Here is a 12,353-nt window from a genome sequence, read left to right on the forward strand (position 1 = left end):
CCATGACCGCAGTCAAGCTCGACGGCAAGGCCACGGCCGCCGCGATCAAAGCCGAACTCAAGGTCCGCGTGGCGGCGCTGCGCGAGCAGGGCGTGGTTCCCGGCCTGGCCACTGTGCTCGTGGGCGCAGACCCCGCCAGCCAGAGCTACGTGCGGATGAAGCACCGCGACTGCGACGAGGTGGGCATCGCCTCCATCCGGGTTGAACTGCCTGAGGACGCCACGGCTGAGCAGCTCCGCGAGGCCATCGAGGGGCTCAACAACGACCCGGCCTGCACCGGCTACATCGTGCAGCTGCCCATCCCGAAGCACCTCGACGAGAACTGGGCGCTGTCGCTGATCGACCCTGACAAGGACGCGGACGGCCTCCACCCCATCAACCTCGGCCGCCTTGTGCTGAACGAGCCGGCGACCCTGCCCTGCACCCCGCGCGGCATCGTCGAACTGCTGCGCCGCCACGGCGTCGAGATCAAGGGTGCCGAGGTCTGCGTGGTGGGCCGCGGCATCACCGTCGGCCGCCCGCTGGGCCTCATCCTGACCCGCCGCAGCGAGAACGCCACCGTGACCCTCTGCCACACCGGCACCCGGGACCTGGCGGCCCACACACGGCTCGCCGACATCGTGGTGGCTGCTGCGGGCGTGCCGGGCATGATCACGGCCGACATGATCCGCGAGGGTGCCGCGCTGGTGGACGTGGGCGTCAGCCGCGTCGATGGCAAGACGGTCGGCGACTTCGCCCCCGACGTGTGGGACAAGGCCGGCTTCGTCACGCCGAACCCTGGCGGCGTCGGGCCGATGACCCGCGCCATGTTGCTCAGCAACGTCGTGGACCGCGCGGAGCAACTGAATGATCTTCGGCGATAGGCTCGAAGGCCGGCTGAAACGACGGGCCAGGGACCGGCCCGCAGATTCCTACCCCGACAGCCCGTGGGCCCTGTCGCTGACGGTGGCCGTGCTGGGCGTGGGCGTCGTGTTCGCCGCGCTGGGCCGGTGGCGGCTGGCATCCCTGGTCATCGGCGCGGCGCTGCTGTTCGGCGCCGGGCTGCGTCTCATCCTCCCGCGCATGGTGGCGGGCCTGTTGGTGGTGCGCCGACGCTGGATCGACGTGAGCGTGTTGGCCGCGCTCGGCGCCGCCGTCGTGGCCCTCGCCTTCATCGTGCCGCCGTCTGCCCCCTAACTCTCGGGGCGCGCGCCCCACAGCTCGCCGGGCCTGCCCTGGACGGGCGCCCAGCCGCCTCCGCCGCTGAGGATGCGGTGCACCTCCGGCCGCTGATGGAACACCAGTTCGGCCAGTTCACGGTGGACCGCCAACCACGCCTGCGGCGGCGGCCCTTCCTGGAGCGTCTCGAGCCTCCCGCGAAGCAGGGCGAGTTCCGTGACGTTCTGGATGAAGTCCTTCAGCAGCCGCTTCTCCCGCCCAGCTGCGGCCACCATGCGACGGCGGGCGCCGAGGTCGTCGAGCCATCCCGCCTCCAGCGGCGTGATCCAGCCGAAGTGCACGAGCGCGGGGAGTTGGCGCACGACGGTGGCGCGCTCCCGCTGCCTGGCCACCATGCCGACGATCAGCAGGCCGACGAAGACCAGCAGCTCGATGCCCGCAGCGATCAGGAGGCCGCGCATGCCGAGGAGGTCCATGGAGGAGTTGTGCATGGCGTGCAGCGCGACGGCCAGGCACCACGCCAGGAACGGCCACCCCACCCGCATGAGACCCCGGGCGTTGACGCCGGCCCAGATGCCGATCGAGACGATGATGGTCAGCATGGGATGCAGGTAGGCCACCAGGAGGAGCCTGAGGAGGATGACCTCCACGGAGTCGTACATGGTCTCGGGCCTGAGCGCGTAGGTGATGTGTTCGATCCACGAGAAGCCGAGCCCAACCATGGCGCCGTACACGATGGCGTCGGTGAGGCTGTTGAACTCGGCGCGCCCCCGTCGTGTGCTGAGCAGGACGATCACGAGGAAGAGGCCCTTGGTGGACTCCTCGATGAGCGGGGCGGACACCATGACGGCCGCGTTCTCGGACTGGAGCGAATAGGCCACGACCGTGTTCACGATGCCGCTGACCAGGGCGGAGACGCCCGCTCCCCACACGAAGGCGCCGATGATGAAGAGCGGCGGCTCGGGCTCCCATTTGTCGAGCCAGCGCACGAAGGCCACCCCGAGGGCCAGCACGAGGGTGAACGCGAATACCGCGACGACCGACTGGGTGGCCGGCCGGTCGAGGAAGACGAGCAGGCCCAGCAGGGTGCCGGCGCCGCCGACGACGAGGAAGAGCAGCGGTAGCACGACCGCCTGCTTCTTGTGCCGCGCCGCCTGTTGATAGGTGGGGTAGCTCATGGACCCACCGTATTGCCTGTGCGTGCCGTGGCGCCCGTGCGCTGTGGCCGCACCCGACCAGAATGAAGTTGTGCAGCGGACTTCCTGCACAACTTCACTCTGCTTGGCCGTCGGGACAGCCTCGGCAGGGGGTCACCGTGCCGGACCAACCGCGAGAGACAAGCAGTTGCGCGACGGCACGCGCCACCTTGCACGGGTGGTTGACGATGTCGTTCCATCCGAACCGCAGCGTGACGTAGCCACGTATGGAGTTCTTGTTGTCGCGCTCGAAGTCGCGGAAGACGCCGTCTCCGGAGTGGCCGAGCCGTCCGTCGAGTTCGATGACGACGGCGACCTCGACGTAGGCCACGTCGCTGTAGCGGCTGGGCTGCAGACTCACCTGGCGCACGCCGTCGGGCAAACCGTGGCGCTGCTCGACATCTCGGAAGTAGCGGCGCTCCAGTGCGCTGTGCACACCGCCGGCGATGTCTCCCAGCGCCTCGACGATCAGCGCCCTGTGCCGCACATTGGGAGTGGCCAGCGCGGCGTCGAGCAGCCGGCCTGGCGTGGTCCGTCGCGAGGTCACCGCTCGGGCGAGTTGGCTGAACAGCGCCTCGGGCTCGGCGTCGGCGCACATGCGCAGGGCTGTCTGCTCGATCCTCGCTACCGGTGGCTCTCCGCTGGCCTCGAACCCCGGCATCCGGTGAAAGCGCCACGAGCCCCGGTTGATCCGTTGATGCGGGGTGAGCACGTCGATGGTCGACGGCGGGGCGCACAGCCCGAGCTTGTGACCTGCCGCCTCGAACCCCAGCGCAGCGTCCGGCCCGCCGAGCAGGACGCCGCCCCACGCGAGGCCGTCCCAGGGCGGGTCGGGGGAGAGGGAATAGAGCCCCCGGGCGAGGGACCACCAGACATGGTCGTCCAGGAAGCGCTGCGTGACGGCGCGGGTGATGCCGGCTGCGGCGGCCTGTTTCGTCGTGAAGACACCGCCCTGCGTGCGAGCGGTGGCGATGAGGTGGGCAGGCATGACGATCTTGTTCATGCCCACCACTTATGGTCAGCAGACAGTCCCGCTTCCCATGCCGTCGCACATCTGTGCACAACCCAGGCTGACCGTGCGTCAATCGTTGTTGAGTTGCGCGGCGGAGTTGGTGCACAACTTCACTCTGCCGGGCCGGGGGCCCCGACGGCGGGTCGGGCGTTGTTGAGTTGTGCAGCGGAGTTGGTGCACAACTTCACTCTGCCGGGGCGGGGCGGCCGGCCGGCCCGCGGGTCGACGCCGGGCTCGGCGTCGTTCACCACTTCGCCCTCCTCACGCAGGCCGCGAACCCCGGCTTGCGTCGCGCAGTTACGATGTACGCGTGCAAGAGACCATGACCTCGTCGTCGGAGATCCTCGACCCCGCCAACCCGGGCGGCGACCCGCGACCGGTACCGAGCAAGCGCCAGCGCTACATCCTCTTCGGCGAGATGCTCGCCTTCGCCATCGTCAGTCTCATCGCGTCCTGGGTGCTGAGCTACGACGCCATCCTGCTGGCCGCCAATCCCGACGCGGAGCTGGCCTGTTCCATCAACGAGGTCTTCGACTGCGCGAAGGTGGGTGCCACCTGGCAGGCCAACATCTTCGGCTTCCCCAACGCCTTCCTGGGCATGATCGCCGAACCCGTCGTCATGACGATCGCCGTCGCATCGCTGTTCGGCGTGCGGTTCCCGCGCTGGTTCATGTTCACCGCCAACGCGGTCTACTTCCTCGGCGTCGTCTTCGCCTACTGGCTCCTCTACCAGTCGTCCTTCGAGATCGGCGCGCTGTGCCCCTGGTGCCTCACGGTCACCGTCGCCACGACGTTCGTTTTCTGGTCCATGACCGCCTGGAACATCCAGGAACGCAACCACTACTTCTCCGCGAAGACCGCCGAGAAGCTCGAGCGGTTCCACCGCAACGGCTGGTTGACCATCTCGTTCATGGCGTGGCTCGCGCTCATCGTGGTCATCGAAATCCTGAAGTTCGCGCCCAAGTTCATCTGAGCCCAGCTCAACTGAGCCCGTGCGCACCGGCCTCCGACGGGGCGGTAGAGTCTCCCTGGTAGGACCTACCGTTCCAAGAGAGGAATGAGAAGTGAGCACTGCAGCTCCCGTCAAGATCGCCGTCACCGGCGCCGCTGGTCAGATTTGTTACAGCCTCCTGTTTCGCATCGCGAGCGGCTCGCTGCTGGGGGACACCCCCATCGAGCTGCGCCTGCTTGAAATCACCCCGGCGTTGAAGGCCCTCGAGGGCGTCGTCATGGAACTCGACGACTGCGCCTTCGGCAACGTGGTCAACATCGAGATCGGCGACGACCCCGCCAAGGTGTTCGACGGCGTCAACCTGGCCATGCTGGTCGGTGCAATGCCGCGCAAGGCCGGCATGGAGCGAGGCGACCTGCTGTCCGCCAACGGCGCCATCTTCACCGCGCAGGGCAAGGCCCTCAACGACGTGGCCGCGGACGACGTCAAGGTGCTCGTCACCGGCAACCCCGCCAACACCAACGCGCTGATCGCCATGAAGAACGCTCCCGACATCCCGGCCGAGCAGTTCAACGCGCTGACCCGCCTCGACCACAACCGTGCGCTGTCGCAGCTGGCCGCCAAGCTGGGTGTGCCGGTCACCGAGATCACGAACATGACCATCTGGGGCAACCACTCGGCCACCCAGTACCCCGACATCTTCAACGCGAAGGTCAACGGCCAGAGCGCCGCTGAACTGGTCAACGACCAGGCCTGGCTGGAGAGCACCTTCATCCCGACGGTCGCCAAGCGCGGCGCGGCCATCATCGAGGCCCGCGGCCTGTCGTCGGCAGCCTCGGCCGCCAACGCCACTGTCGAGCACATGCGCGACTGGGTGCTGGGCACCCCGGACGGCGACTGGGTGTCCATGGCCGTCCCGTCCGACGGTTCCTACGGCGTGCCCGAGGGCATCATCTCGTCGTTCCCGTGCACCGTGAAGGACGGCAGGTACGAGATCGTCCAGGGCCTCGAGATCAACGAGTTCTCCCGCGCCAAGATCGACGCCTCGGTCGCCGAACTCGTGGACGAGCGCGAGGCCGTCACGGCGCTCGGCCTCATCTGATCTGACCAACAACACACCGGCCCGCCCCCGATTCGGGGGCGGGCCGGTGTGCGTTCAGCCTGTCGGTCAGTGGTCCAGCGCCCCTGCCGCGCCGGCACCGGTCATGGAGCGGACCTCCATCTCGGCGGCCTGATCCGCGAACTGGTTGTGGTCCGGCTTCAGGACGGAGCCCAACCAACCGAGGAAGAAGCCAGCCGGCACGGAGAAGATGGCCGGCGAATCCCACGGGAACCAGGAGAAGTCCACGGTGGGGAACATCGATCCGGGGCTGCCGGACACCGCGGGGGAGAAGGCGATCAGCACGATGGCGGTCGCCAGACCACCGCTGATGGACCACACCGCGCCCGCCGTCGAGAACTTCTTCCAGTACAGCGAGTACAGGATGGACGGCAGGTTCGCCGAGGCGGCGATGGCGAACGCCAGCGACACCAGGAAGGCGACGTTCTGCTCCTTTGCGAGGATGCCGCCCAACACGGCGACCGCCCCGATGATCACCGACGTCCAGCGGGCCACCCTGACCTCCTTGGCCGGGTCCGCCTTGCCGTCCTTGAGCACGTTGTTGTAGATGTCATGCGCGAACGACGCGGAGGCGGTGATGGCCAGGCCCGCCACGACGGCGAGGATGGTCGCGAACGCGACACCCGCGATGACCGCCATCAGGACGGCACCGCCCAGGTGGTAGGCGAGCGCCGGGGCAGCAGCGTTGGCGCCGCCGGGCATGCCGCGGATGGCCTCGGGGCCGACCAGCCACGCGGCGCCGTAGCCGAGCACCATCGTGAACAGGTAGAACGCACCGATGAGGCCGATGGCCCAGGTCACGGAGCGACGCGCCTCCTTGGCGGTGGGCACCGTGTAGAAGCGCATCAGCACGTGGGGGAGGCCGGAGGCGCCCAGCACCAGCGCCATGCCCATCGAGATCAGGCCGATCGGATCGGTGTAGCGCTCCATGGGGGCGAGGAGGTCGAAGGTGGGCAGTTCGGGGTTGGCCGCGGCATCGGTCGCGGTCTTGTCGATCGCCGCACCGATGAGGGCCGACATGTTGAAGCCCTTGAACGCCAGCACCCAGATGGTCATGATCAGCGCGCCCGTGATGAGCAGCACGGCCTTGATCATCTGCACCCACGTGGTGCCCTTCATGCCGCCGATGAGCACGTAGCCCACCATCAGTGCGCCCACGATGCCGATGACCAGGTTCTGGCCCCAGCCGGAACTGATGCCCAGCAGCAGCGACACCAGCGCACCTGCGCCGGCCATCTGGGCCAGCAGGTAGAAGAAGGAGATGACGAGCGTCGACGTGGCAGCGGCGGTGCGGACAGGCTTCTGACGCATGCGGAAGCTCAGCACGTCGGCCATCGTGTACTTGCCGGTGTTGCGCAGGGGTTCGGCCACCAGCAGCAGCGCGACCAGCCAGGCGACGAGGAAGCCGACCGAGTAGAGGAGGCCGTCGTAGCCGTAGAGCGCCACGGCGCCGACGATGCCGAGGAACGACGCGGCGGAGAGGTAGTCGCCCGCGATCGCGAAGCCGTTCTGGCGGCCGTCGAACTGGGCGCCGCCGGTGTAGAAGTCGCTGGCGCGCTTCTTGCCGCCCTGGCTCACGCGGATCACCACGAACATGGTGATGACGACGAACCCGGCGAAGATGCCGATGTTGATCAGCGGGTTGCCCAGCAACTGGGTTTCGAGGATGGTCATCGTGAGTGGCCCTCCAGTTCAGTGCGCAGTTCGCCTGCGATGGGGTCGACCTTGCGGGTCATGTAACGGATGTACAGCCAGGTGATCAGGAAGGTGCTGATGAACTGGCCGATGCCGAACAGGAAGCCCACCGAGACGTTGCCGAACACCGGCGTCATCATCAGGTCCTTCGCGAAGATCGAGCTCAGGACGTAGGCGAGGTACCAGACGAGGAACACCACCGTCATGGGGAAGGCGAACGAGCGGAACACCTTCTTGAGGTGTTGGAAGTTCTCCGACTGCTGGACCCGGTGGAACTCTTCTGGGGGAATGATGCCCCGGTGGGGCGATGTGACGTCATCCATGACGGATTCTCCTCAGGCGTGGCGCATCGTTGCGCGCCTGCATGCTAGCAATCGGGCAGTTCGTTTGCGCGAATCTGTGATTTATCCCATCACCCGGAGCGGTTTTGTCCAGGGGGCAGCACCGGGCATGGGTGACCTCGCCCGCGGGGCACCGCACCGCATACCGCTAGGCTGAGCGCCATGCATCAGCTCGTCGTCACTCTCGACTGCCCTGATCGCCCCGGCATCGTCCACGCGATCACCGGAGGCATCGTCCAGGCAGGCGGGAACATCACAGAACTCCAGCAGTTCTCCTCCCCGGACACCGGCCGGTTCTTCACCCGCATCCACGTCGAGGACGCAGATCCCGAGGCGCTGCACACCTCCATCGACACGGCCACCCAGGGGTTCGAAGCACGGCTGCAGGTGGACGACGCGACGCGTCCGGTGCGGACCCTGCTGCTCGCCTCCAAGGCCGGTCACGCGCTCAATGACCTGTTGTTCCGGTGGAAGGGCGGCGACCTGCCCATCGACGTCGTGGGCATCATGGCGAACCACGCCGTCCTCGCGCCCATGGCCGCGTTCTACGACGTGCCCTTCAAGCACCGCTTCGTCACCCCCGAGACCAAGCCGGCCTTCGAGGCCGAGATCCGCAGGGTCGTCGAGGAGGAGGATGTGGAGCTGGTGGTGCTCGCGCGTTACATGCAGATCCTCAGCCCGGAGCTGTGCGAGTTCCTCGCCGGCCGGGCCATCAACATCCACCACTCGTTCCTGCCCGGCTTCAAGGGCGCCAACCCCTACCGCCAGGCACACACCCGCGGCGTCAAGCTCATCGGTGCCACCGCCCACTTCGTCACCGGCGACCTCGACGAGGGCCCCATCATCGAGCAGAACGTCGTCCGCGTCGACCACACGATGGACGTGGCCAAGCTGGTCCGCAAGGGTCAGGCCCAGGAGTCGCAGACGCTGGCCGAGGCCGTGCGCCTGTTCGCTGAGCACCGTGTACTGACCGACGGTGACCGCACGGTCATCTTCCGCTGACCAGGCCTCCTGTTGCTAGGAGAGATCGCCCTCATCGGGCTGTTCATCATCATCGGCGGGGTCTTTGCGGCCGCCGAGATGGCTCTGGTCACCCTGCGGGAGTCACAGATCCGGCGCCTCTCGCTGAAGGGCAGCCGCGGTCACGCCGTCGAGCGGCTCACCAGCAACCCCAACCTCTTCCTATCCGCCGTGCAGATCGGTGTGACCATCTCCGGCATGCTCTCGGCCGCCTTCGGTGGCGCCACCATCGGCGCCCGCCTCGTCCCGGTCCTGGTGGGATGGGGGATGGCGGAGAATGTTGCCGCACCGCTGTCGCTGGTGCTCACCACCGTGGTGATCGCGTACTTCTCCATCGTGGCGGGCGAGCTCACCGCCAAGCGCCTCGCCATGCAGCGCCCGGAGACGTTCTCGCTGGCGCTGGCGCCGCTGGTCTCCGGCATCGCGACGCTGGCCCGGCCGCTCATCTGGATGCTCGACATCAGCACCAACTTCCTGGTGCGGGTCCTAGGCGGCGACCCCACGCAGTCGAAGGATGCCGTCACCGACGAGGAGCTGAGGGCCATGGTCATCAGCTCCACCACTCTCGGGGTGGAGGAACGCAGCATCGTCGACGAACTCTTCGACGCCGGCGAGCTCAGCCTCCGCGAGGTGATGGTGCCGCGCACCGAGGTGGACTTCCTGCCGGCCGACATGCCCATCTCGCTGGCCTACCGGGAGGTGCGCGGCGCCCCCCATTCCCGCTACCCGGTCACCGACGGTTCCTCTGACCGCATCGTCGGCTTCATCCACGTGCGCGACCTCATGGACGTGGAGGGCGCCGCCCGCTCCGGCGACGTCCGCTCGCTGGCCCGTGACGTGCTCTTCCTGCCCGAGACCGTCAAGATCCTCACGGCCATGACCGCGATGCGCAGCCGCGGGGCCCACCTCGCCATCGTGCGCGACGAGTACGGCGGCACCGCGGGCATCGTCACGCTGGAGGACCTGTTCGAGGAACTCATCGGCGACATCACCGACGAGTACGACGTGGCCAACGGCGATGCGATGCGCGAGGTCAACGAGGTGGACGGGCTCACCACCATCGAGGAGTTCGCGGAGTTGACGGGCCACGTCATCCCGGAGGGCCCCTACGACACGGTCGCCGGCTATTACATGTCCGTGGTCGGCGCGCTGCCGGTTCCGGGCGGCCTGATCAACGTCATGCTGGAGCCGGTCTCGCACTCCGCGGGGGGACGCGCGGCCTGGTACACGCTGGAGGTCCGAGAACTGGACGGCAAGCGCGCCGCCTGGTTCACGTTGCGCCGCGAGGCCGCGTCTGATTTGCAGGAAGAGGGGGACGCGGATGCCTGACGACGGCATGAGGCTGCTGACGGGCCCGCGCGTCGAGCCGCTGCTGCGCGCCGCCGTCGAGCACCAGGGCGGGAATCTGGTGAGCTGGTCGCTCGACCACGTCGACGCCGCGCCGGAGCATTCCACCACCGCCACCTACCTGGCGCAGATCCGCTGGCCCCACGGTGAACGCACAGAACTGCTCGGGGTGAGCGCCCGCACCGGCGAGCTGTCCGCCTCTGATGCGCGCGCGGAGATCTTCGACGACGGCAACCGCCGGGTCGCCGTGTGGCTCTACCCCAACGACCCGGACCTGCTCGGGCTCCCGACGGCGGCCTTCCCGGAGAAGATGGCAGAGGCCCTCAACGCCGGGGGAGTGCTGGCGCGTCCGGTGACGGGCGGCCAGCTGTCGTTGGCGATGATCGGCTACCGGCCCCGTCGACGCGCGGTGGTGAAGGTGGTCGTGAACGACCCGCACGAGGTCTTCTACGTCAAGGTGTTGCGCGAGAGGCTGTTCGCGGACGTGCTGGCCAAGCACACGATGCTCCGCGATGCCGGCATCCCCGCGCCTGAAGTGGCACTGGCCACCCCTGACCACCTCCTCGTGACCCGCGAACTGCCGGGCACGGCGCTGGCCAGGGCGCTGTTCGAACCCGGCGACCCCTGCACCGCGGAGGACCTCGTCGGGATCCTCGACGCGATGCCGCCCGCCGTCGCCCGGTTGGAGCGTCGCGCCCCCTGGGCCGAGGCCGTCGGCCACTATTCGCGGATGGTGTCGGCCACGCTGCCCGACGCGGCCGATGAACTGGCGTGGATGACCGACGAGATCACCAGGCGGCTCGCCGTCTTCCCGCCCGGCGACGAGGCCACCCACGGCGACTTCCACGAGGGTCAGCTGCGCGTCTCGGAGGGCCGGATCGTCGGCATGCTCGACGTCGACACCATCGGCCCCGGCAGACGCGCCGACGACCTGGCGTGCCTCATCGGGCACCTTTCCACTATCCAACGGATGAACCCGGAACAGGAGGCCAAGGTACGCGACCTGTTGGCGCGCTGGGTGCCCGTGTTCGACCGACGCGTGGACCCCGTCGAACTGAGGCTGCGGGCCGCGGCCGTGATCATCTCCCTGGCGACGGGTCCGTACCGCAGCCAGGAGGTGGACTGGCGGCAGCAGACGCTGCAGATGATCCGCTCCGCGGCCGCTCTGGTGCGTCAGGTGGTGTGATCGCTCCCGCGATTGTTGCGTATCTATAACGATCAACTGCGGCGCAACAAAAGTCCCAGCCAAGCGGCGGTATTGTCGGGTTGCCCCACTGAAACTGGACCAACAAGGAGGATCTTCGTGAAGAAGTCCCTGCTCAGCCTCGTTTCGGTCGCCGCGGCCAGCGCCCTCGCGCTCGCCGGTTGCGCCGAACCGCCCGCCACCACCGAACCCGGCACGGAAACTTCCGCAGCCGTTGAGACCAGCGCCCAGGAAAGCCCTGGCACGGAAGAGAGCCCCTCGACGGAGCCCTCGACCGACGCGTCCGCCTCGGCCAGCGCGTCCGGCAGCGTGGATGCCGCTGACTTCACCGCCTGCATGGTCTCCGACGCCGGTGGCTTCGATGACAAGTCCTTCAACGAGACGGCGCACAACGGCCTCATGCGCGCCAAGGAGGAACTCGGCATCGCCACCAACCAGATCGAGTCCAACGCGGAAGCCGAGTACGCCGGCAACGTGCAGGCCATGATCGACGCCAACTGCAACATCATCGTCACGGTCGGCTTCGCTCTCGCCAACGCCACTGAGGCCGCCGCCAAGCAGAACCCCGAGACGAACTTCGCGATCGTCGACTTCGGCTCGTTCGAAGGCGTCGACAACGCCAAGGGCCTGCTGTTCAACGCTGCTGAGCCCGCGTTCATGGCCGGCTACCTCGCCGCGGGCATGAGCCAGACCGGCACCGTCGGCACCTTCGGTGGCGCCAACTACCCGACCGTTTCCATCTTCATGGACGGCTTCCACGAGGGCGTCAACCACTACAACGAGGCCAAGGGCGCTTCCGTCAAGGTCATCGGTTGGGACGAGGCCAAGCAGGACGGCCAGTTCATCGGCGGCAACAACCCGTTCGGTGACATCCCCGGTGGCAAGAACACCGCCAACACCCTGATCGCTCAGGGCGCTGACGTGCTCCTCCCCGTGGCCGGCCCCGCCGGTATCGGCGCTCTCCAGGCCGCCCAGGAATCCGGTGGCAAGGTCAACGCCATCTGGGTTGACACCGACGGCTACGAGTCCGCTCCCGAGTACGGTGCGCAGATCATGACGTCCGTCGAGAAGGGCATGGACGTTGCCGTGTTCGAGGCCATCAAGGCGGCCCTCGAAGGCAACTTCTCCTCGGAGCCGTACGTCGGCACCCTGGAGAACGGTGGCGTTCTGCTGTCCGATTACCACGACTTCGACAGCAAGATCCCGGAGGAACTCAAGGCCGAGGTCGAGCAGGTCAAGGAAGACATCATTGCCGGCACCATCGAAATCACGTCGCCCAGCCAGCCCTGAGCTTCGCTGAGCTGACCC

Annotated in this window: 13 protein-coding genes; 8 read left to right on the forward strand and 5 right to left on the reverse strand. The window is 67.7% G+C overall.

Going from position 1 to position 12,353, the window contains the following annotated elements:
- The first annotated feature begins 2 nt into the window (after nt 1-2).
- Nucleotides 3-863, forward strand: a complete 861-nt coding sequence (locus tag ACZK4S_RS05310; protein WP_076064080.1) for a bifunctional methylenetetrahydrofolate dehydrogenase/methenyltetrahydrofolate cyclohydrolase — start codon at nt 3-5, stop codon at nt 861-863.
- Nucleotides 847-1,176 (forward strand): DUF3017 domain-containing protein, encoded by a 330-nt coding sequence (locus ACZK4S_RS05315; RefSeq protein ID WP_463643597.1) that lies wholly within the window; start codon nt 847-849, stop codon nt 1,174-1,176. The genes ACZK4S_RS05310 and ACZK4S_RS05315 overlap by 17 nt, the downstream gene beginning before the upstream one ends.
- On the opposite strand, the gene ACZK4S_RS05320 is transcribed toward ACZK4S_RS05315, so the two are convergent.
- The 3 genes from ACZK4S_RS05320 to ACZK4S_RS05330 all read right to left on the reverse strand — a co-directional run bounded on the left by ACZK4S_RS05320 (nt 1,173) and on the right by ACZK4S_RS05330 (nt 3,617).
- Nucleotides 1,173-2,336, reverse strand: a complete 1,164-nt coding sequence (locus ACZK4S_RS05320; protein ID WP_463643598.1) for a PrsW family intramembrane metalloprotease — start codon at nt 2,334-2,336, stop codon at nt 1,173-1,175. The genes ACZK4S_RS05315 and ACZK4S_RS05320 overlap by 4 nt on opposite strands.
- Nucleotides 2,337-2,430: 94 nt before the next feature.
- Nucleotides 2,431-3,357: a hypothetical protein gene (locus tag ACZK4S_RS05325; RefSeq protein WP_463643599.1), complete on the reverse strand. Its 927-nt coding sequence runs from the start codon at nt 3,355-3,357 to the stop codon at nt 2,431-2,433.
- A 119-nt stretch (nt 3,358-3,476) separates the two neighbouring features.
- Nucleotides 3,477-3,617 (reverse strand): hypothetical protein, encoded by a 141-nt coding sequence (locus tag ACZK4S_RS05330; protein ID WP_158069096.1) that lies wholly within the window; start codon nt 3,615-3,617, stop codon nt 3,477-3,479.
- Nucleotides 3,618-3,676: 59 nt separating this feature from the next.
- Between ACZK4S_RS05330 and ACZK4S_RS05335 the strand changes: the two genes are divergently transcribed.
- Together ACZK4S_RS05335 and ACZK4S_RS05340 are read left to right on the forward strand one after the other, a co-directional pair.
- Nucleotides 3,677-4,339 carry a vitamin K epoxide reductase family protein gene (locus ACZK4S_RS05335; protein WP_463643600.1) on the forward strand — a complete coding sequence of 221 codons (663 nt, stop codon included), beginning with the start codon at nt 3,677-3,679 and terminating at the stop codon, nt 4,337-4,339.
- A 91-nt stretch (nt 4,340-4,430) separates the two neighbouring features.
- Complete coding sequence (locus tag ACZK4S_RS05340) at nt 4,431-5,420, forward strand: malate dehydrogenase (RefSeq protein WP_076064072.1); 990 nt, start codon at nt 4,431-4,433, stop codon at nt 5,418-5,420.
- Between the two features lie 66 nt (nt 5,421-5,486).
- Here the strand turns inward: ACZK4S_RS05340 and ACZK4S_RS05345 are convergent, their stop codons facing one another.
- On the reverse strand, nt 5,487-7,112 hold the full coding sequence (locus ACZK4S_RS05345) for a monocarboxylic acid transporter (protein WP_076064069.1): 1,626 nt from the start codon (nt 7,110-7,112) through the stop codon (nt 5,487-5,489).
- Nucleotides 7,109-7,456: a DUF485 domain-containing protein gene (locus ACZK4S_RS05350; protein ID WP_076064067.1), complete on the reverse strand. Its 348-nt coding sequence runs from the start codon at nt 7,454-7,456 to the stop codon at nt 7,109-7,111. Before ACZK4S_RS05350 ends, ACZK4S_RS05345 begins: the two co-directional genes overlap by 4 nt.
- 171 nt (nt 7,457-7,627) lie before the next feature.
- Here ACZK4S_RS05350 and ACZK4S_RS05355 point away from each other — a divergent pair, with 171 nt between their 5' ends.
- The 4 genes from ACZK4S_RS05355 to ACZK4S_RS05370 all read left to right on the forward strand — a co-directional run bounded on the left by ACZK4S_RS05355 (nt 7,628) and on the right by ACZK4S_RS05370 (nt 12,335).
- The gene (locus ACZK4S_RS05355; protein ID WP_198928327.1) at nt 7,628-8,476 is read left to right on the forward strand and encodes a formyltetrahydrofolate deformylase; all 849 of its coding nucleotides are present in this window, start codon (nt 7,628-7,630) and stop codon (nt 8,474-8,476) included.
- A 12-nt stretch (nt 8,477-8,488) separates the two neighbouring features.
- Nucleotides 8,489-9,823, forward strand: coding sequence for a hemolysin family protein (locus ACZK4S_RS05360; RefSeq protein WP_463643601.1), 1,335 nt, complete (start codon nt 8,489-8,491; stop codon nt 9,821-9,823).
- On the forward strand, nt 9,816-11,027 hold the full coding sequence (locus ACZK4S_RS05365) for a phosphotransferase (protein WP_463643602.1): 1,212 nt from the start codon (nt 9,816-9,818) through the stop codon (nt 11,025-11,027). The genes ACZK4S_RS05360 and ACZK4S_RS05365 overlap by 8 nt, the downstream gene beginning before the upstream one ends.
- A 117-nt stretch (nt 11,028-11,144) precedes the next feature.
- Nucleotides 11,145-12,335, forward strand: a complete 1,191-nt coding sequence (locus ACZK4S_RS05370) for a BMP family lipoprotein (RefSeq protein ID WP_463643603.1) — start codon at nt 11,145-11,147, stop codon at nt 12,333-12,335.
- The last annotated feature ends 18 nt before the right edge of the window (nt 12,336-12,353 follow it).

The organism is Tessaracoccus zhenghani, from assembly GCF_055326325.1.

What these genes read in the sequence shown, in the direction of transcription:
- ACZK4S_RS05310 (WP_076064080.1), top strand. Translation starts at nt 3, where the DNA reads ATGACCGCAGTCAAGCTCGACGGCAAGGCCACGGCCGCCGCGATCAAA.
- ACZK4S_RS05315 (WP_463643597.1), top strand. Translation starts at nt 847, where the DNA reads ATGATCTTCGGCGATAGGCTCGAAGGCCGGCTGAAACGACGGGCCAGG.
- ACZK4S_RS05320 (WP_463643598.1), bottom strand. Translation starts at nt 2,336, where the DNA reads ATGAGCTACCCCACCTATCAACAGGCGGCGCGGCACAAGAAGCAGGCG.
- ACZK4S_RS05325 (WP_463643599.1), bottom strand. Translation starts at nt 3,357, where the DNA reads ATGAACAAGATCGTCATGCCTGCCCACCTCATCGCCACCGCTCGCACG.
- ACZK4S_RS05345 (WP_076064069.1), bottom strand. Translation starts at nt 7,112, where the DNA reads ATGACCATCCTCGAAACCCAGTTGCTGGGCAACCCGCTGATCAACATC.
- ACZK4S_RS05350 (WP_076064067.1), bottom strand. Translation starts at nt 7,456, where the DNA reads ATGGATGACGTCACATCGCCCCACCGGGGCATCATTCCCCCAGAAGAG.
- ACZK4S_RS05365 (WP_463643602.1), top strand. Translation starts at nt 9,816, where the DNA reads ATGCCTGACGACGGCATGAGGCTGCTGACGGGCCCGCGCGTCGAGCCG.